Annotated in this window: 16 protein-coding genes and 1 pseudogene; 7 read left to right on the top strand and 10 right to left on the bottom strand. The window is 62.2% G+C overall.

The genetic code is table 11. From position 1 onward, the window contains the following. Nucleotides 1-74 precede the first annotated feature (74 nt). On the top strand, nt 75-617 hold the full coding sequence (locus VSR82_RS31800) for a DUF4142 domain-containing protein (protein ID WP_410851568.1): 543 nt from the start codon (nt 75-77) through the stop codon (nt 615-617). A 51-nt stretch (nt 618-668) separates the two neighbouring features. On the opposite strand, the gene VSR82_RS31795 is transcribed toward VSR82_RS31800, so the two are convergent. After that, entirely contained in the window at nt 669-1655 is a 987-nt protein-coding gene (locus VSR82_RS31795; protein WP_429462836.1) for a hypothetical protein, read from the bottom strand. A gap of 344 nt (nt 1656-1999) precedes the next feature. On the opposite strand from VSR82_RS31795, the gene VSR82_RS31790 reads away from it, so the two are divergent. Further along, complete coding sequence (locus VSR82_RS31790) at nt 2000-2404, top strand: DUF427 domain-containing protein (protein ID WP_429462837.1); 405 nt, start codon at nt 2000-2002, stop codon at nt 2402-2404. A 329-nt stretch (nt 2405-2733) separates the two neighbouring features. Continuing rightward, entirely contained in the window at nt 2734-4416 is a 1683-nt protein-coding gene (locus VSR82_RS31785; protein ID WP_429462838.1) for an alkaline phosphatase family protein, read from the top strand. 131 nt (nt 4417-4547) lie between these two features. Here the strand turns inward: VSR82_RS31785 and VSR82_RS31780 are convergent, their stop codons facing one another. From VSR82_RS31780 to VSR82_RS31770, 3 genes and pseudogenes are all read right to left on the bottom strand, one after another. Continuing rightward, complete coding sequence (locus VSR82_RS31780) at nt 4548-4808, bottom strand: hypothetical protein (RefSeq protein ID WP_368585771.1); 261 nt, start codon at nt 4806-4808, stop codon at nt 4548-4550. Next, nucleotides 4789-5308 (bottom strand): annotated as a pseudogene (locus tag VSR82_RS31775) (DUF2778 domain-containing protein). Before VSR82_RS31775 ends, VSR82_RS31780 begins: the two are co-directional and overlap by 20 nt. 310 nt (nt 5309-5618) lie before the next feature. Further along, nucleotides 5619-8261: a glycosyl hydrolase family 28 protein gene (locus VSR82_RS31770; protein WP_429462839.1), complete on the bottom strand. Its 2643-nt coding sequence runs from the start codon at nt 8259-8261 to the stop codon at nt 5619-5621. A 550-nt stretch (nt 8262-8811) separates the two neighbouring features. On the opposite strand from VSR82_RS31770, the gene VSR82_RS31765 reads away from it, so the two are divergent. Beyond that, entirely contained in the window at nt 8812-9423 is a 612-nt protein-coding gene (locus tag VSR82_RS31765) for a LysE family translocator (RefSeq protein WP_429462840.1), read from the top strand. Nucleotides 9424-9462: 39 nt separating this feature from the next. Here VSR82_RS31765 and VSR82_RS31760 read toward each other — a convergent pair whose 3' ends face one another. The 3 genes from VSR82_RS31760 to VSR82_RS31750 all read right to left on the bottom strand — a co-directional run bounded on the left by VSR82_RS31760 (nt 9463) and on the right by VSR82_RS31750 (nt 12683). After that, on the bottom strand, nt 9463-9885 hold the full coding sequence (locus VSR82_RS31760) for a PPC domain-containing DNA-binding protein (protein ID WP_429462841.1): 423 nt from the start codon (nt 9883-9885) through the stop codon (nt 9463-9465). Between the two features lie 217 nt (nt 9886-10102). Continuing rightward, on the bottom strand, nt 10103-12271 hold the full coding sequence (locus VSR82_RS31755; RefSeq protein WP_498858371.1) for an amylo-alpha-1,6-glucosidase: 2169 nt from the start codon (nt 12269-12271) through the stop codon (nt 10103-10105). Nucleotides 12272-12473: 202 nt separating this feature from the next. Further along, complete coding sequence (locus VSR82_RS31750; protein ID WP_429462843.1) at nt 12474-12683, bottom strand: hypothetical protein; 210 nt, start codon at nt 12681-12683, stop codon at nt 12474-12476. A gap of 563 nt (nt 12684-13246) precedes the next feature. Here VSR82_RS31750 and VSR82_RS31745 point away from each other — a divergent pair. Then, nucleotides 13247-13663 (top strand): hypothetical protein, encoded by a 417-nt coding sequence (locus VSR82_RS31745; RefSeq protein WP_429462845.1) that lies wholly within the window; start codon nt 13247-13249, stop codon nt 13661-13663. 204 nt (nt 13664-13867) lie between these two features. Continuing rightward, a complete protein-coding gene (locus tag VSR82_RS31740; protein WP_368585000.1) occupies nt 13868-14119 on the top strand; it encodes a nickel-binding protein in 252 nt (83 codons plus the stop codon). A 104-nt stretch (nt 14120-14223) separates the two neighbouring features. Here the strand turns inward: VSR82_RS31740 and VSR82_RS31735 are convergent, their stop codons facing one another. Further along, nucleotides 14224-14424 carry a DUF6900 domain-containing protein gene (locus VSR82_RS31735; protein ID WP_129962952.1) on the bottom strand — a complete coding sequence of 67 codons (201 nt, stop codon included), beginning with the start codon at nt 14422-14424 and terminating at the stop codon, nt 14224-14226. Then, complete coding sequence (locus VSR82_RS31730) at nt 14402-14740, bottom strand: DUF6900 domain-containing protein (protein ID WP_429462846.1); 339 nt, start codon at nt 14738-14740, stop codon at nt 14402-14404. The genes VSR82_RS31735 and VSR82_RS31730 overlap by 23 nt, the downstream gene beginning before the upstream one ends. A gap of 459 nt (nt 14741-15199) precedes the next feature. Between VSR82_RS31730 and VSR82_RS31725 the strand changes: the two genes are divergently transcribed. Further along, nucleotides 15200-17734 carry a penicillin acylase family protein gene (locus tag VSR82_RS31725; RefSeq protein WP_429462847.1) on the top strand — a complete coding sequence of 845 codons (2535 nt, stop codon included), beginning with the start codon at nt 15200-15202 and terminating at the stop codon, nt 17732-17734. A gap of 720 nt (nt 17735-18454) precedes the next feature. Here the strand turns inward: VSR82_RS31725 and VSR82_RS31720 are convergent. After that, nucleotides 18455-19003: a mucin-associated surface protein gene (locus VSR82_RS31720; RefSeq protein WP_498858370.1), complete on the bottom strand. Its 549-nt coding sequence runs from the start codon at nt 19001-19003 to the stop codon at nt 18455-18457. Between the last annotated feature and the right edge of the window lie 275 nt (nt 19004-19278).

Below are 19278 nucleotides of genomic sequence, written 5' to 3'. Positions count from 1 at the left end.
TGCGGGTTGTCGATCGAAGCGAGTCATCCGTCCCGCTTCGCTTCATCCCGTTCCACTTCGTAGAGGAGAAAAACATGAAGCGCGTTACCGCCATTGCCGCGATGTGCTGTGGGCTTGCCGCTATCCCTCAGATCGCCGGCGCGCAAACCGAGGCCGCCTCGACCACGAGCGCCAATCCGCTGCCCCAGGCCGACAAGGACTTCGTGCAGGCGGCGAGCATGTCGTCGTCGACCGAAATCGACGCGGCCAAGCTCGCGACGAAGAACTCCAGCGACAAGGATGTGAAGTCGTTCGCGCATCACATGATGCTCGATCACACGAAGCTCACGATGCAACTGAAGATGGCTGCGCCACACGGCGTCGCGGTGCCGAAGGACAATTCCGACACCACGGTGCTGGACTCGCTGAAGAGCCTGCATGGCAACGCATTCGATCAGGCCTATATCCAGAAGATCGGCTTGCAGGGACACGAGGACGCGCTGAGCGCATTCAAGAAAGAAATTTCGGATGGCCAGAACGCTGATCTGAAGAAGGCCGCGCAAAAAGCGCTGCCCACCATCGAGGAACACTACAAGATGGCGCAGGATCTCGCGACGAAGAAGGGGGTGACGAAGTAGCGTCGACGGCAGGTATCCGCGCCATTCGTGCGGTCCGGTAAGCAGGCCGCGCTAGAAACTCATCGCGAATCCGAACGACACGCCGTGCACGTTGCGACCGAACACGTAGCGCACCATCGCGCGCGTGCGGGTGACGATGATGGGATACCTGCTGCTATCGAGTTCGAGGCCGACTCCCAGCGACGTGAGGTCGTTGAAACCCAGCACCCCGGCGCTGTCGCCGAAATAGTGCGAGTAAGCGGCTTCGAGCACATAGCGGACTGGTCGGTCCAGCGCGTGCCAGCCGGTGGGCGCGCGCCAGCGTGTCCATAGGCTCACTTGCTGGGCCGTGGCCGAGCCCTGAACGGCCTGCGATGAACCGCCGAAACTGCGCAGGTAGATATCGGTCGCCCGCAATTCGGCGTCGATTTCGTAGTTTTCGCGGTAGTGCTCGTAGTCGAGCATCAGGGAGCCGCCATAGCCGTAGGCATTGAGCGAGCCGTTCTCGAGGAACTGCAGGTTGCTGTCGGTGACGTGATTGAACAGCGTCTGCCCCACCTTCAGGTCGCTCGACACGCGCCCGATCGTACCGTTCAGGATCGGGCGGAATGCCAACTCGTCGGTGATGCGGAAATCCCAGCCCAGGCCGACCGTGCCGCTGAAGGTGTTCCACTTGGTGGGCACCGCACGCTGCTGGGCGCCATCCGTGGCGATGAAAATCGGATCGTAGCGGCTGTAGGCGAGCGTGCCCTCCATGTACAACGGAAACGACCTGCTGAGCGTGAAGCCGCCGCCGAATTGCGTCTGCCCGAAGCCGGGATTACCGGTCAGGCCGTTATTGACCGACAGATTGCTGGTCGTGACGTCCGGGACCGTCGTGTAGCTCATGATCGCGAGCACAGCGTCCGCGTGCTGCTTTACATTGCCGCCGATCACGGTGTTGCTCGACAATTGCCCCGGCACGACCTGCGCGTGCGACGGGCCGGACAGCAAGCTCAAAGGCAGAGCGGCACCCGCGCCCAATGCGCGAAGTGACCAACGCTTCCGAAGTGCCGGCATAGTCAAACAACCTCGCCATTGGTCGACGACGAGATTGCAGGCTGACTTGCAGGCTCATTTGCACACTCACGCGCGGCGTATCCAACGAGCATCACGCACTCCTGTCAGTCGGCTAATTGTGTTCCTCTTCCGCGAAGTCGCGATTCCGCTGCACTGAAGCACGTGCACGCAGTCGATGCAACTCCGGCGGGCGTTGCGCCGCTCACAGCACCTGGAAGGTCTGCGCTAGTATGTATAGAAATACCCGAAGTGAAGTAGTACGGCAATACGGGCATATCTTCAGTCGCTTGCCTTGGCGCTCGGCTCGGGCACGGACACCACCCACTTCGCCACGGAGCATCGTTATGTCCACCCATTCGGTCCCGAACGACAAACCCGTCAAGATCCCCGGCCCGGACCACCCGATCACGATCGAGCAGCACCGCGCACGCGTGATCGTGATGGCTGGCGGCCAGGTGATCGCCGATACACACGACGCGTTGACGCTGCGCGAGGCCCGCTATCCGGCCGTGCTGTACATCCCGCGCAAGGACGTCGACATGACCCGGCTCGAACGCACGGCGCACGCGACCTATTGTCCATACAAAGGCGAATGCGCGTACTTCTCGATTCCATCGGCCGGCGAGCGCGGCACCAACGCGGTGTGGACTTACGAGCACCCGTACGACGCCGTCGCGTCGATCCGCGAACACCTCGCGTTCTACCCCGACCGCGTGGACTCCATCACGCAGGAGCCGGCCGCTCATTAGGCGGACTCCCTCGCGTTATTTGCCCGGCAACCCGCGCGGCGTGGCGGTCCTTTCCGCCCCGCCCTCGAGGTATTTGACCACCGACCGACGAAACGGCACGGACTGCGATAACCCGTGCCGTTTTTTTATGCTTGACGACTCGCACGGATCACGCGTGGAATCGAAGCCGATTCACAGCGCCTGCGCGTCGAACGGATCACGCCGACCTTAACAAGGCCTTAAGACTTCAGTATCGCCAAATAAAAAACCCAAGTCACGCAGATGACTTTTTTTACGGTTCAAATTCGTCCCGCTTTACCCGAATTCGTTGTCAAACAAAAGGACGAGACATGAAACCGATCACGAAATGGAAGCGTAAGCAAACCGCAATGTGCGCCGCCGTCGCACTGCTCGCCGGGCTGTACTCGGCGGTCGCGACCGCCGGCGATGATCACGATCACGGCCGCGATCACGAGCGCGATCGCGCGTCGGTCAAGCATGTGTTGCTGATCAGCTTCGATGGTCTGCATGAGCAGGACGTCGCGCGTTGCATCGGCGCAAACACCTGCCCCAACCTGGCGCTGCTCGCGAAGTCAGGCACCACGTATACGAACGCGCATACACCGGGACTGTCGGATTCGTTTCCGGGCCTCGCCGCGCTCGTGACCGGCGGCTCGCCGAAGTCCGCGGGCCTGTTCTACGACGTCTCCTACGACCGCACGCTCTATGCGCCGTCCGATATCAATTGCACGGGCCCGACCGGCTGGAATGTGGTGTTCGATGAAACGACCGGCATCGACGGCGAGAACGGCGGCGCGCTGATCCATCTCGACGGCGGCGGCGCGTTCAACCCGCAGGCGATTCCGCATGCGCTCGTCAACGGCGTCTGCACGCCCGTTTATCCGCACAACTACCTGAAGACCAACACGGTCTTCGAAGTGATCAAGGGCAATGTGAACGGCGCGCGCACCGCGTGGGCCGATAAACACGCGTGGGGCTACGACTGGCTCAACGGGCCGTCCGGCACGGGCGTCGACGATCTTTCACGTACCGAAATAAATTCGATCGATCCGGACACCAATACCTACTACCTCGACACGTACACGCACACGGAGAAGTTCGACAACTACCATGTGCAATCGCTGATCCATGAAATCGATGGCAAGGATTCGACCGGTCAAAAGAACGTCGCGATTCCGACTGTGTTCGGCGCCAACTTCCAGACCTTGAGCGTCGCGCAGAAGGCCACGGTCGCGTCGGGCGGCGGCTATCTGGATGCGAGCTTCACGCCGGGTCCGCAAGTGGCCGGCGCGATCGCGTATCTCGACGACGCGTTGGGACGCATCGTATCCGAACTGAAGCAGCGCAATCTCTATTCGTCGACGGCGATCATCGTGACCGCGAAGCATGGCCAGTCGCCGACCGATCATTCGAAGCTGGTGAAGAACGGCGATACGCTGACCAAGCTGCTCGAAGCGAACAACTATCTGGATTCGGGCGGCGCTTTTGGGCAGAACGCTACGACGAGCGGCAACCTGAACGATGGCACCGGACTCGTCGGTACCGGCATGGTGCAGACCGACGACGTCGGCCTGATCTGGCTGCGCGACCAAAGCCAGGTGGCCTCGGTCGTGAAGACGCTGAAAGACAATTTGAGCTGCAATGCGCCGGGCATTTGCGCGGACGGTCCGCAGGCATACATCCTGTCCGGCCCGCAACTGGCGAACCGGTTCGGCGATCCGTCGCGCGGCCGCACGCCCGACATCATCGTTCAGCCGAACCCGGGCGTCATCTATACGTCGAGCACGTCGAAGGACGAGGAGCATGGCGGCAACGCGCCCGACGACAGCCATCTCGGTCTCGTGATGTACGTGCCTCATATGCATCACGCCGGGCACGTCAACGACGAGCGGGTGCTGACCACGCAGGTCGCGCCGACGATCTTGCGTCTGCTCGATCTGAAGCCCGGGCTGCTGCATTCGGTCGCGATTGAAGGAACGCGGCCGCTGCCGGAGTTCGATCGCGAAGACTGATGGTTTGCTGTAGTCGACGTATTCGAGTAGTGAGCTGCGCCGCGATCGGTGTTGGAACGATCGCGGCGCGGTCGTTTTTGCGGGGTCGTGACGCGGGGATCGCGCGTGCCGGCGCGTGCGAGAGCTTGCGTTCAGTGTTTCGTGCTACGCCACCGCCATAGCTTCATGATCGCCACATACGCCAGCACCGCCACGATCAGTTCGATAGTCACCCACACTACGTAATACAGGTCATCAGGGTCACGCACACCGAGCCAATCGGAAGCCGCCCAATACGCATTCGACTCGGTTTCCGTCCACTCGTAGGGATACGGGCGGACGTAAAGAACTGATAGAACAAACAGTCCCAGAAACAACGCGAACTTGAACAGTCTACGGGCAAGTGCTGCCATATGTGATGACCTCAATTGTTCCATAGGCGCGCAGACCCGAAGTGCCCGCGGGGATTTTCGCGGTGTGCAGCAACGCATTGCGGATTCTCATGAAATCACTATGGCCCGGCAGGGTAATGCAACCAAGCGATGCGCCGTGCCCGCCTGCTGGATGCAACCGGAACTGGCCACGCTTGACTCCATTGACCCACGTAAAGTCGTCAATGCTGCCGTCATCCCGATACAGGGCGAACCAGTCACCGTGATTCGACGGATGAGCGAAAACTGCATTCAATACGTCTTTTCCCAATGCATAAGCCCTTGAACGGATACCGCCAGTAGGCCGGTCAACGATCCAGTACGTACCCGCGGGAATCGGCCCCTTGCCAGGCACTGCCGTGCAGCCGCCCCGATTGCGGTATTGCCGGTCACCCGAATAAGCGTCGAAGGTACCGATGCCAAAAAATGGTGAGCGGTGATAGGGGCTCGTTATTCACGAGAAATTTGCCGTTATAGGCCAATGTGTCACGCCTCCTGCTTGCGCTGGCTGTAGGTCAGTCGCCACTCGCAGGAAGGAAGTCATGGCGAGTAGCGAGGGAGCTATGCTAGGTGTGTGCTTCGTATGCAAGCATCAGACGACTCCGAAAAGCCTTACGATCGAGCAGCCCTCCCGACTTCCATTCAGTCAGGCTCAGGATACGCAGTCGCTCTCCGCAGCTTCACTGTCTCCTGCGACGACCCCCCCAAAAAAAAGCCCCACGGTCACCCATGAGGCTTCAGAAAAGACCCACAGCCTGACACCGCGGGTCCAGGTCTTTCAAGCAACCACGCTTACTTCACATTCGGGAAAACCGGCCAGGACGAAGCCTGATCGCACAGCTGCAGCTTCGCATTCTGCGAGACGATCGTGCCCGCCGGGTCCGTGTCACCCGCGGCGCCAGCGTCGTCGCTGCCATTGACGGTCAGGTTCAACGTATTCGTCGGGGCCGCGTACTTGCCCGCGCCGCTCGACGTGTTCGTCAGAATGCCGCCGGAGCCATGAGCCATCGACGAGCCAATCAGACTGACGTTCGCGCCGAGGTTCAGCGTGGCGTTGGCCGCCTTCGATTGCGTCGAGCCATCGAGTGAGCCGATGTTCACGACAGGCTTGCTCAGGTTCGCAATCGACAACGCGACGTCCTTGTCCGCAACCACGTTGTCCAGGTTCAGCTGGATCACGCTCTGCGTATTGGCGTAAGCCGTATCGGCATGCAGACCACGGAACGTCAGACCGCCGCCGCCGTTCTTGCCCGCAGCCTTGTTGGCCGGGATGTTCATCATGCGGATGTTGCTCAGGTTGATGTCGTGGAAGCTCGGCACCAGCCAGCCCAACCCCGTGTACGTGATCGGATCGGCGCTCGGGCCCGTGTAGTACATGTCGAACACGAGGAAGTCCTTCACACCGCGCATACATGCGCCGTCGTAGTAGATGTTGCTGACGTCGCCGCCGCGTGCCTGACCGCTCTTGATACGCAGGCCCACGATGCCATTGTCCGTAGACGAGTTGGTGCCATCGTAGACATTGTCGAAGTAGTTGTCGTAGAAGTGAATGTTGCGCACACCTGCGTTCGTGGGGCTGCCGATCGACAGACCATGGCCGTTGTAGTTGTGGTTGTGCGCCACCGTGATGCCGTACGTGCGGTTCGACGAAACGTCGCGGTTGCCGTCGATGGCCCACAGCATGTTGGCCGGCGTCGTCGCGCCCTGTGCCGACGCCGGACGCGGGTCCTGCAGACCGCCCTTGAACGCGACGTTGTCGTCCGACGGGCTCAGGAAGTTGTACACGATCGCGACGTTCTTCACGTAGCCGTCGAAGTACACCTGGCCTGCGGACGTGGTCTTGCTGCCCGTGCCGAGCGCCGCGTGTTCCGGACCTGCGGCAACGCTCGGGTCGACACCGTCGGTGTTCTTCACGCCCGTCGAGCTGGCGTCGATCGTCGCGCCCGTATAGAGGTGCGAGTACGAACCGCTGACGCCGTCGAAGGCATCGTTGTTCATGCCGACGCTCGCCTGGTTCGCCGCATCCGGCAGCAACGGCGTGATGATCTTGATGCCCCACACGGTGAAGCCGTCCACGCCGTCGGCTTCGACTGTAAAGAACGTGCTGTTCCGGAACGTGATCTGATACAGCGACAGGTTCTTCGACTGCTGCATCCACAGCATGCCGGGGTTGCCCTGGAAGCTGTACGGACCGCCGCCGATGTCCTTGTTGCCGTGGTACGAAATATCCCACCAGCTTGCCGGCACCCAGCGTGCGCAACCGGCCGTGCCGGCGGTACAGCCGCCGCCGTTGACCGTGTAGCCGCTCGGAATGCTGGTTGCCTGGCGGTTCACCACATAGGTGACGGCAGGTGTGGTCAGCGTCGTCTTGCCCATCGCGGTGACCACGTCGCAAGCAGTGCCTTCCGGTGCGAGCGTGCCCGCGCGGTAAGCGGCGATCGTGTTCGTGCAGCTGAACTTCGGCGTCGTCACACCGGAGATGTTGTTGCCCGAATACGTGAACGCCTCGGTGACGCCGGTTGCCCAGCGGATCATCGGATATTGCGGCGACGAACTGATCAGCGGCATGTAGCCACGCGCATCGATCGAGCCCGTGCCCATGATCGACGCGTTGACCGTATGCGTGCCGCGAATCAGCGGATAGCAGTTCTGCATGCCGCTCGTGCCCGCGATGGTCGCCGCGCCCGCGTTGGCGGTGCCGGCCGGCGCGGGAAGCCCCGCCGGGTTGTTGATCGCGGCGCCGCAGGTGATCGCGTTGGGCCGATCCTGCGCGGTTTTGTCGTACACGACCACGTCGCGGCTTGCGAACAGCGTGACGCCGTCGTCGACCCACAGCGTGACGCCCGACGGCAGAACCAGCGGGCCGCTGAGGAACGCATTGCCGGCGCCGCTGCTGTTCTTGACGAGACGCACCGCGAACCTGGTGGCCTTGTAGGTCGGGTTCGACAGCGTTTCGCTCGATGCACCCGCGATGTTGACGTTCGGATTATTGGCCGCCTGTTGCGTAGCGGCTGCCTGCTGGTCGGCCTGCGTGATCTTCGCGCCGACTTCCGCGTCGACGGAGGCGCCGCACGCGTCGAGCGCGGCCTGGATGCGCGCCTGATCTGGGTTGTTCAGCGCCGTGGTCGCGCCGCCGTAGGCGGCCGGTGTCGGGTCGGCGCTGACCGGCAGCGAGCCGTCTGCGTTCTTCACCAGGTTGTTGCTTGCCTGAAGCGTCGAGCAAACCTGCGTGTCCGCCGGCAAGGACGGCGAATCCGGCAGGTTCGTATCGCCGGCGTAGCGGCCGGGCGTCCAGACCGGGGATGTCGGCGAGGTCGGGTTGGTGGGTGGCGTGGTCGAACTCGAACCTGAGATGTTGTTACCCTCACCGCAACCGGCGACGGTCAAAACAAACAGGCCGAGTACCGCAAGCTCTCGGACCGAGCGCATCTTCATAAGTCATCTCCTTGGGGTGGATCCAGTGCGTGTTCCTGACAGGCCGCCCCTTCTTTCGCAGAGGCGGCGGGAAAGCGTCAGCGCGCACGGAACATCAATTTGTTATAAGACATCGTACAAGACACAACATAAAAACCCGCAGTTTTCCACACGACGCGCGACGGCCGAAAGCCAGATATCGCGCAGCTTATGTCGAGACAACCACCTGGCTTGCGGACGGATCTCAAGAGCGCAGACCGACAGGAGAGCTTTGCCCAGCGCTGGACCGCGCCACGAAGGTTATTTTCCGGTTACGACCGGCCACGCCCTAGGCGCACAGCCAACCGACTCCGCGAGCTCGCGAATCGGCTTGTCGGGCAATAGTAATATTCGTCATACAACGTACGACAAATCATGCTGTAGGAGCGGACGCTCCTTCAATTACAGTAAACCCGACCTTCCAATATCAGGGACACGGTTAGCGGGCCGGAAGCGCGGAAGCCGCGCCGGTATGATGAAAACGTCGCGCGATCGCTCGAACCCACACCCAACCCACCACGGGAGATTCCTCTTGCAATCCGTCAACATCCTGCTTGCGCTTGCGGGCGTCCTGTTGCTCAGCGTCGCGAGCCCGGGGCCCAACTTTCTGATTGTCACGTCGACGGCCGTTGCGTCGCGCAGCGCCGGCATGATGACCGGACTCGGGCTCGCCGCCGCGTCCGGCACGTGGGCCTTGCTCGCGATCGCGGGGTTGAGCCTGATCCTCTCGCACGTCACGTGGCTCGGCGCCGTGCTGCGGACCGCAGGCGCGCTCTACCTGATCTGGCTCGGCATCAAGATGATCGTGACCGCGCGGCGGCCGTTGTCCGCGGGCGTCGGCAGCGCCGCGTCCGGCTGGGCCGCGACGAAGAAAGGCTATTTCGTCAGCATGACTAACCCGAAATCCATCGCGTTCTACGGCAGCATCTTCGCGTTGATGGTGCCCGCGCATGCGCCGTTGTGGCTCGATATCGCGGTCGTGGCGCTGTCGATCGGCATCTCGTGCGCGTGGTACTGCGCGATGGCGTTGCTTGCATCGCATCCGGCGGTTCGGCGCACGCTGGTTCGCCGCAAAGCCGTGCTCGATACCGCAGCGGGTGCGTTGTTGGTCGGGGTCGGCGGGCGGATGTTGGTGGGGCGTTGAGCGGCTATCGGCGCGCGAAGGGTTGCCGCGTTCGCACGATCAGGCGGAATCGGCTCGCGGCGCACCGCCGCCGCCGCGAATCACGAGTTCCATAAACCCTGTCTGCGGATCAGGCTCCCGCGCGAACGAATAGCCCGGAACCGACACGAGCAACAACTCGACGGTGGTGCGCACCGTGCACCCGCGCGCCACATGACCGCCGAACACCTGCCCGCGCGCATCCGCGATCGAGATGTGCAGGTGAGCGCCATCGGGCGAGACGGAGCCTGCGAGGGTCAATATTTCGAGGTCGCCGCGAATTTCCGTCGGCGCTTGCGCGCCAGCGAACCTCAATACCGCAGCGTGGAGACTGCCGATGCCCTGGACGACGAAGGCAGCTTGCAGTTCGCGTTGACGAAGCGCGTCTTCGATGGCGACGCGTAGGTCGTCGCCGGGCGAGAGCCGGAGGGGATGTGCTTGCATGCCTGGGCCGTTTGAAACGCGGTGGACGCAGCGACTATGCGTGGACGGGGAAGTATCTCATAGGCATTTGTTGCTGCTGAGTCCGTGCGGAGCAAGTGCAGCTATCGGCGCGAGAACAGGCCAGGCTCGCAGCCGCGGTGGGACTGCTGTGTGCGCGGCCGTTCGGTCTTTTGCATAGCGGCGACCTTCCGAAACGTATGCGAGCGGGCCGCCGCAATCAAAGGCCTGCAGCCTGTTCTTCGCGCCAACTCGTCATCGGGCGCCGGCTCACGCTTTTGCTTGTCCCTTTCAACACTTCGAATTCTGTGCTTCCATCGGTTCGCGTGAACCGGATATCGAATATCTGCGCGCCTACCTTCAGGTTTCGCAAAGTCAGCGTGTCGATCCAGGGAGGCAGCACCGGGTCGACGTACAGTTGACTGCGCGGCGCGTCGGGCTGAAGACCCAGGATCGCATACACGAGCGAAAAGATCGAACCCGCGGCCCATGCCTGCGGCACATTTGCGCCTATGTACTGCACCGGAAAGCTCGCCTCCGTGCGCTGCAGGCCTGCAAATAGCTCAGGCAACTGGTTCAGCGCGAAATAGCCGCCTGCATCGCAGATGTTTTTCGCGATCCGTCCTGCCTCGTCGGCAAAACCGTAACGCTTGAACCCTTCGGCGATGAGTCCGTTGTCATGCGGCCATACGGCGCCCTTCTGATAAGAATGCGGATTGAAGGCCGGATGCTTCGACGACAGTGTGCGCACGCCCCATCCGCTATACATGTCCGGCTTCATGAGTCTTTGCACCACGCGGCGCGCGCGCTCGGGCGGAACGATTCCCGACCATAGACAGTGGCCCGGATTGGAGGCGATGCTCATCACGCGTTGCTTGTCGCCATCCAGGCAGAGCGCATAGAAGCCGCTGCGTTCGTCCCAGAACGCGTCATTGAATCGCTCGTACATGTCGGCGGCTTTCGCGCGCAGCCTGCATGCACGGCGCTTCTCGCCGAGCACATCGTAGATCGCGGCCATACGAAGCCATGCGTCATACACGTAGCCTTGCAGCTCGCAGAGCGCCTTCGGTCCTTCGACGAGCGTGCCGTCCGGATACACCACGGCATCTCCGGCATCTTTCCAGCTCTGGTTTTTCAGGCCGTCCGTCGATCGCGTCTCGTACTCCTGAAACCCGTCGCCGTCACGATCGCCATAGTGGTCGATCCATTTCAGGCACCGCTCGGCGTTGGGCAAATGACGGATCAGCAATTCACGGTCGCCGGTGCAACACCATGCGGTATGGAGCACGATCAGGAATAGAGCCGTCGCGTCCGCGGTTCCGTAGTACGGCGTATGAGGAACGAGCCCGAGCTTTGCCAGTTCGCCCCGCCGCAGCTCGTGCATGATTTTGCCCGGCTCGGCGTCACGAAAGTCGTCACGCTTCGTGGCTTGCCGTGCGCCGAGCGCCGCAAGCGTGCCGCGCGCGAACCCCGAATAAATCAGCGCCGTCTGCAGCGAGGTAATCAGACTGTCACGTCCGAACAGCGCGACGAACCACGGCAAGCCCGCTGCGGGAATCATTAGACGCCTGCCATTCACGTGCTCCGGCACGCGCAGCGCCGCGACATCATCGGTCGCCTGACGAAACAGACGGTTGAATGTTTCGTCGCTGCACTCGAGCGACGGAATCGCGCGTTTCCATTGTGCGAGCCGCTTTCCTTCGGGCGACGGTTCGCCGGCCGCGCCACAGCGCTGCGGCGCGCGTACGGCGCGGCCGTCATCGTCTATGTCGTACTTCAGGCAACAATGCCAACGCGCGCCGGGTCGCAAGCTCACACCAAATGTGATGCGGCCGTTTGCATAAGCCCCTCGCGTGTGGCTATCGTGCACGCTCAGACTAATGCCGCGGCCAAAGTGCCCATTCTGGTAACTGGTCTTCAGATGTTGCGTGTGCTCATTCCAGGTGGTCACGACACGACCGCGACGAACCACATGTCCGGCCTTGACTTCGAAGATGTCCGCGAAATCGCTACGCACCGCGATCTCTAGATTGAACGACACCGTATGCAGGCCGTGATTGGTCATGTCGATGTCCTCGTGGACTCCACCACCTACATGACGGGTCAGTATCAGGCTGACCGTATGTTCCTCGATTCGGCCGTCCTCGCTGTCGAGCGGACGATTCGCGAGACATGCGCGCATCAAAAAGGACTGCAGCGCTCCCGAGCTGAGCAGATCCCAGGGCTCGCCATTGGCGAAGATCGTCCAGTTGCTGATAAGACGCGTGTCCTGGAAATACAGACCTTTGCGCGACCCGCTGATGATCTGCCCGTCCGGCTGCGTGAGCAGGACCGTATGTCCCTGATGGAAGGCAATCTGCGGCGGGCCGATCCTTACCTCGAGCGACATGTCAGTGCCCCTCTAAACGACCAGGCGAAATAGCGCATTGCGCTCGGGTTTCCGTATGGATGTTTCGGAACCCTCCTGTGATGAGAGTCAGCAACACTCGCGCCGCCGTCGCTCAGGAAAGGTACGGGGTGCAACCGCGCCTGTTCGGGACCGCGTTATGCTACCGGCCTCGATTCAAGTCGGAGCGCTGTGGTTGCCTTGCTCACGCCAGCCCGCGACCCGGTATCCGTGCGAGACTCAAGGCGACGAGAACGCCGAACGGCAATACGATCGCCGCAACGCCGAAGCGCTGAACACCCGCCGCGCCCGCCAATGCCCCGAAGACAAAGAGCAGCAGTTGAAGTGACAACTGCCCGAACACGCGATCGGTCGGCTCATGCTTTCGAAACAGCAGCCGTTCGACCAGTGCCACGATCCAGCCGGTGTAGTTGCTCCGTCTTCGACGATCTGCAGTGGCTCGACGAATCATCGGCGGCGCTGCTGCACTTCGTGCTGCGGCGGCTGGACCGCGAACTGCCAGTTGTCTTTGTCGCCGCTGCCCGTCCCGCCGAAACGGACGAAACCGGTTTGCAAGGACATTGCTGCAATCATTGGGGCGCGACAGCAAGGTGACGCGCATTGAGCTACCGCCACTTTCTGCTGACCAGGTCGCCGTGCTTATCGACGCATCGGGAAGCGATGTCCGAGTCGAACAGGCGATCAAAAGCAGCGGCGGCAATCCGCTCTTCGTGCTCGAATTAACGCGCGCGAAGCTAGCTCATTCGGCGCCTCGACGCCCTCTGTCGAAGCATTGATCACGGATCGGCTCGCAGCGCTCGATGCGCGCACACGGGATCTGCTTTCGTTCGCTGCTTCTATCGGGCGCGGGTTTGCTCCCGAGCAGCTCGCGCAACTGCTCGATTGTCCGCTTCCTGAAGTACTTTCGGGTCTTTCCGAACTACAACGTCGGGAAGCTTTGCAGCCACGCAAACCGAGATGGATTTCGCCCACGACCTGGTACGTCAGACGGTCTATCGAATGCTCCCGCAGCCACACAGGCGCGCAATCCGCCATCAGATCGCGCGACAGCTGCTGGCTGCGAGCGCAAACGACCCGCGCCTGCACGGCAAAGTGGTTCATCACGCGACGTTGGCGGGAGACTCGCGCATGACGGCGATGGCATGCGTCAAAGCCAGCAATCACTGTCTGGCAGTCTTTGCGGGATCCGAGGCTCGCGCTGTGGCAGATCGCGGTCTGACTCATGCACGTTCACTACCGCAGGGAAGCGAGCGAGTCCGGCTTGAAATCCGACTGCTCACCGCGCGGCTCGTGGCTCTGGCGAGTTCGGGCGACGCGTGTCCGCCATCGATGGAACAGGAACTCGAGCAAGCCATTCAGGGCGGTCCTGGTTGAGGCGGCGCTCATCGCCGGCGAGATGAAACGCGCCATGTCCGTTCTATCTTCATTGCGTGAGTTGCTGGCACACAAGCCGATTACGCCCAGGGGCCAGGCCGCACTACAAAGGCTTGATGAGCGCCATCCCGTGACTAGAACGATCGTTCAAACGCAGACATAAATTGCGGCGAGTACAGGCGCTGCCGCAAAGGGACATCAGACATGTCGTACGTCGTCGTTGAAAGGAGTTTTCCGACGCCACAGTCGGATGCGGATTTGTCCGTAGTGGAAGACCGCCTTGCAGCGTGCAGCGATTTACACGGCATCGTCTGGAAACGCAGCGTGGTTTCAATCGATCGCATGCACATGATCTGCGAATATGAAGCGCCGGACGCTGAAACCGTCCGCAAGGTGCAGCGGGAAGGCAGCTCCGTCTTCGATCATATCTGGTCGGGCGACGTCATCGAAAGCTGACGCCACATGCGCTTTTGCATGGACCAGGGCAAGAACAGAGGAACGCGACGAAACTTGTGCTGCGGGTCGACGGCGACGACCGAGGTCCTTCGTCAGCCGTTCCGTCAGTGGAGCTCGGCGTTGTATCCGACGTTCAGGCCCATCCGGTACGCCTGCTCGAGCGCGCTGGCGATGTCCCGGACCCGGACCATACGGAGGTCGGCCGCGGTACGTCCGCGTTCTTCCAGAGAGTCGAGCGCCATCGTTTCCGCGGCGATCGCCTGAAGCGCCAGCCAGTGAGGATCATTCCGGGAGGTCGCACTCATGTTCGCCTCCTTGCGGTTCCTTACTCGCGCAGGTACGCAGCCACTCGGTGGCGGCAGCCCGCACGCCATCCAGCCCGTCACGACAGACCAGTTTGGACGGCAAGGCCTGTCCCTGCTCCATGCGACTCACCCGGTGGCCCATCAACAGGCCCAGGTCGTAAGCCCGCTCGAGCGCCTGCGCGAGGCTGGCGATTCGCACCAGATGGACGTCATTCGTGATCTTTCCCGACTGCACCAGCGAGGGTACGCCTAGTTCTTCACGGGCAATCGCCGCAAGCGGCTCCCAGTGTTCTTCGTTTCTTTCTTTCAGTTCCATGCCGAGGACCTCCTTCGCTGTCCAATCTTACTGACTGTAAGTTTATGATCTTGGAAGCAAGTGCCCGGATGGCATTCAGCCGCACCTGGAGTAGGCAGTCGCTTAACTCGCCGTCGCCTTCGCGATCAAGCGGCGGGCTTCGGTCGGCGGCGCACCGCGCGGAATGCGCGATCAGAAGCAGAGCAGCGTCGAGCGCTGGCTTCTAGCTCCGCGATGCATCAGGCGATGCGCGCGAGTGTGCAAGAAAGGAAGGCTTTGAAACCGGAGGTCACATAAGCTGGGTGCCCTTTATGGAGGCCACGAAGCCTCACTTCTCGGAAAAAAATCCATATCATCCGGAGCGCGACGATGGTCATTGTCTGGCTCCAGCGACGTCCACGCATATTGTCGGCACCCGACCATGCTATGGTCGCAAGGCGATCAGGTTGCCGTTGCAACAAGCATTGGACGCCCCCCTGCATGATCCACAATGATCCGTTCGAGCCATTCCCGCAAAAGCGGCGTCGCGCGTGGCCGCCGATTCTGCTGTGCGTCGTAGTCATCGCTTTGGCCGCGTTGGTGGTGGCAGCCGGGTTGACTCTGCGGGCGAGCCTGCCGCAACTCGACGGCACGCTCTACGCGCCGGTATCCGCAACGGTGACGATCGCGCGCGACGCGCTCGGCGTGCCGACGGTACAAGGCAGCACGCGTGACGACGTCGCGTATGCGACCGGTTTCGTTCACGCACAGGACCGCTTCTTCCAGATGGATTTGCTGCGCCGGGTCGCCGCCGGCGAGATGGCCGCGCTCATCGGTCCGGCTGCGCTGACACTGGACCGGCGCGACCGGCCCATGCGTTTTCGCGAACACGCGCGGGCGGCACTCGCCGCGTTGCCCGCAGACCAGCGGCAACTGATCGAACGCTATGCGGCGGGCGTCAACGACGGCCTGCGCTCGCTACGCGCCCGGCCGTTCGAATACTGGCTGCTGCGCACCGAACCGGTCCCGTGGCGCGCTGAGGATACGTTGCTCGCCGTCTATGCCATGTACATCGACCTGCAATACGGCCAGATCGCACACGTGCTGTCACGTGCGGCAGTGAGCGAGCGAGTGCCTGCCGACCTGCTTGCGTTTCTGCTGCCCGCAACGAGCCGCTGGGATGCTCCACTCGACGTGATGCGCGCATTCACGCCGTCGCCTACCACCCTGCCCGCTACACCACCGCCGTGGCTGCCCGCAACACGGTCCGCCGCGGACTTCGACACGGAGGCCATCGCGCTATTGAGCGGCGTGCCCGGATTCATCGACGATGTAGCCCCCGTCAGTTCGATGGTCGGCAGCAATGGATTCGCGGTCGACGGTGCGCACGGCGTGGACGGCCGCGCGCTGCTCGCGAGCGACATGCACCTCGGCTTGTCGCTGCCGAACATCTGGTACCGGTTGTCGCTGATCTATCCCGCGCCAGATGGCGGGGCGCGGCGCATTACGGGGGTGAGCCTGCCAGGTACGCCACTCGTCGTGGCCGGCAGCAACGGCCATATTGCCTGGGGATTCACGAACAGCTACGGGCGGTTCATCGATCTCGTCGAACTGCTGCGTGCCCCGGACGATCCGCTTCGCTATCGCGTACCCGACGGCGGCTGGCAGACGGCGCAGGTGATCCATGAGCGCCTCGACGTGAAAGGCGGCGCGAGCGTCGATCTTCCGGTCGTGCAAACCCGCTGGGGGCCCCAGATCGTTGTTGGACCTCATGCTTATGCCTTGCATTGGGTTGCGCAGGATCCGCAGGCGATCAACGTGAACCTCGTGCAGCTCGAAAGCGTGTCGAACGTCGCCGACGCGTTGCACGCTGCGCAGACCCTCGGCCTGCCAACGCAGAACTTCATGGCGGCCGATGCACAGGGCCGTATCGGCTGGACGCTTGCCGGTCCCCTACCGCGCTTTGCCGATGCGGATGTGGATGCCACCGCGCTCGCGAGCTTCCCGTTCCGCTCCGACACCTATAGCGGTTGGCAAGGGTATCTGCCGCCCGATGAGTACCCGTTGCGCATCGATCCGCCGGCGGGCCGCATCTGGACTGCGAACAACCGGACGTTGCCGCCGGACGAGGCAGCACGTATCGGCGATGCGGGCGCCGATCTCGGCGCACGTGCGACGCAGATTCGCAATGATCTGCTCGCGTTGCCGCATGCGACCGAGCGCGACATGCTGGCGGTGCAGACCGACGACCGGGCTTTCTGGATCGAACACTGGCGACGCACTGCGCTCGACGCGCTCGACGCGACCTCTCTCAACGGCCATCCCGAACGCGCGGCATTCCGCCGGCTCGTCGAAACCTGTGATGGCCGCGCGGATGTGACTGCGGTCGGCTACCGGCTGGTGCGCGCGTTCTACTACTCGCTGTACGACGCCTGGTTCGGTGCGCTCGACAAGCAAATGACCGCGATCGCACCCGAACTCAGCTATCGCGCTGCGAACTCGCGTTACGAGGCAACAATGGAGACGCTCGCCGGCCAGCACGCGTGGATACCCGAGGGTTTCGCGGACTGGCGCGCGTTCGTGCTGGATCGGATCGACCGCTCGATCGCGCAATTGCCGAAGGGCACGAGGCTTGAAGATGCACGCTGGGGCGAGCGCAACCGCTCGGCGATCGCGCATCCGTTCGCCCGGATCGTGCCGTCGTGGCTGCCGTGGGTGCGCAGCTGGCTCGGCACGCCGGCCGATCCGCTGCCGGGCGACATCAATATGCCGCGCGTGCAGTCACCCGTGTTCGGCGCATCCGAGCGTTTTGTGGTGTCGCCAGGGCATGAGCAGGACGGCATCTTCGAGATGCCCGGTGGACAGTCGGGCAATCCGCTGTCGCCGTATTTTCTCGCCGGACATGAAACGTGGGTGCACGGCGATGCGGCGCCGTTCCTGCCTGGCACAGCCGTGCATACGCTCAAGCTCAACGTGGCTGACACGCATCACGCCTCCGTTATGGGCGGGCCTTTGATCATTCAGAACCCTCGCTGACTCAAGGCACCTCGAAGACGCTGCAGACCCAGGCGCCCGGGAAGCCGTGGAACTTGCCGACGGCGATGACGCAAACATGCCGGCTGTGACAACCCTCGAGGCGGCAGGCATCCGGATGCGGGAGGATGTATTCTGCCGGGTGCAATTCCGCGAACATTGCTCGTGCGGCACCGAGTCGATCTGGACATGGATCAATGCCGTCGGTCGTTCGGTCAACGATGAGCCGTCAACTGGATGCGCACGGCGCGCGATATCGGCTCCAGGCAGTGGCTCTATTCCCTCGGCCGCAAAATCGAGCGATTCCTGCAGGTCGCGACTCGTGCCCACTGACTGTTGCACCGGTATCATCCAGCGACTCGAGTTTCCCCAGTACCGGACCGTCCCAAGTGCAGGAGAACAAGGCCGCCAAAATCGCTCGAATCGCCGACGGACAGCGGAAACCGAATGGAAAGCGCCCAATGACCGCAACGGCCGACAATCAACACTTCCAAACGGCGAATTGAATGGCCGGTTCCTGAGCGGAACCGACGCTTGAATGTCGGAGCGGCGGTGCAAACGAATGACGCTTGATGGCCGCTCGCAGTCTTATCCTCGCCGCATCGATCGTGCTGCCGCCCATGGCGCGATAGGTCCCCGGCTGAGGCTCCGGCACCGGTTACGCAACTCCCGGTGCCGGGTGCGAAACAGGGGCGGTATAACGATTGCCCGGAGTACCAACCGTCAATCTTCGCTGACTTCGCCGTCTTGTTCGACGGCCGGTTCTACCGGATCGGCCGCCGGGTTCTCATCAGCGGGTGCGCCGGCATCCTCTGTCGAACTTTCAGCTACCTGCGCATCAACGGCGTCGCCTGACTCAACTTCCGCCAAACTTGCAACGTCGCTTGACTCGGCTTGCGGAATATCTGCAACGTCGCCAGACGGAGCTTCCACCAGATCCCCAATGTCGCCCGACTCAGTTACCGCCGCATCCGCAATGTCGGCTGACTCATCTACCGCCGCGTCCGCAACGTCGGCTGACTCATCTACCGCCGCATCCGCAACGTCGGCTGACTCATCTACCGCCGCATCCGCAACGTCGGCTGACTCATCTACCGCCGCATCCGCAACGTCGGCTGACTCATCTACCACCGCATCCGCAACGTCGGCTGACTCAGCTACAGCCAGATCCGCATCCTCCTCTGACGCATTGGGCTCCTGGATTGACTCATCGGTCGGCGTCGCAACGATCTCATCCGGCACGCCAGCCGTGCCGTCCACATTCAGTGTCATCGAAATCCTCATAAGGTCGAGTTATTGGTAAAAACCCCCAAAAGGATTCCCAATGAAATGCGCGTCGCCAACGGGCGACTTTTTTATCGCAGGCCGCTTGGCCAGCGTGGGAGAGCACATAGTCTCACATGGCCAGCCCGACAATGAATCACAGCATGGACGCATTCGATATTGATGTGTTCGCAAGCGAACACATCGCAGAACGCGCATAAAAGCCTAAGTGTTCCGCCGTATGTCCGCACGCGAGCCCTCTTGCAAAGGTCGGCCCGACAACT

The organism is Burkholderia sp. JPY481, assembly GCF_038900515.1.
Lineage (GTDB): Bacteria > Pseudomonadota > Gammaproteobacteria > Burkholderiales > Burkholderiaceae > Paraburkholderia > Paraburkholderia youngii.
This window is presented reverse-complemented; position numbering and strand designations above follow the sequence as displayed.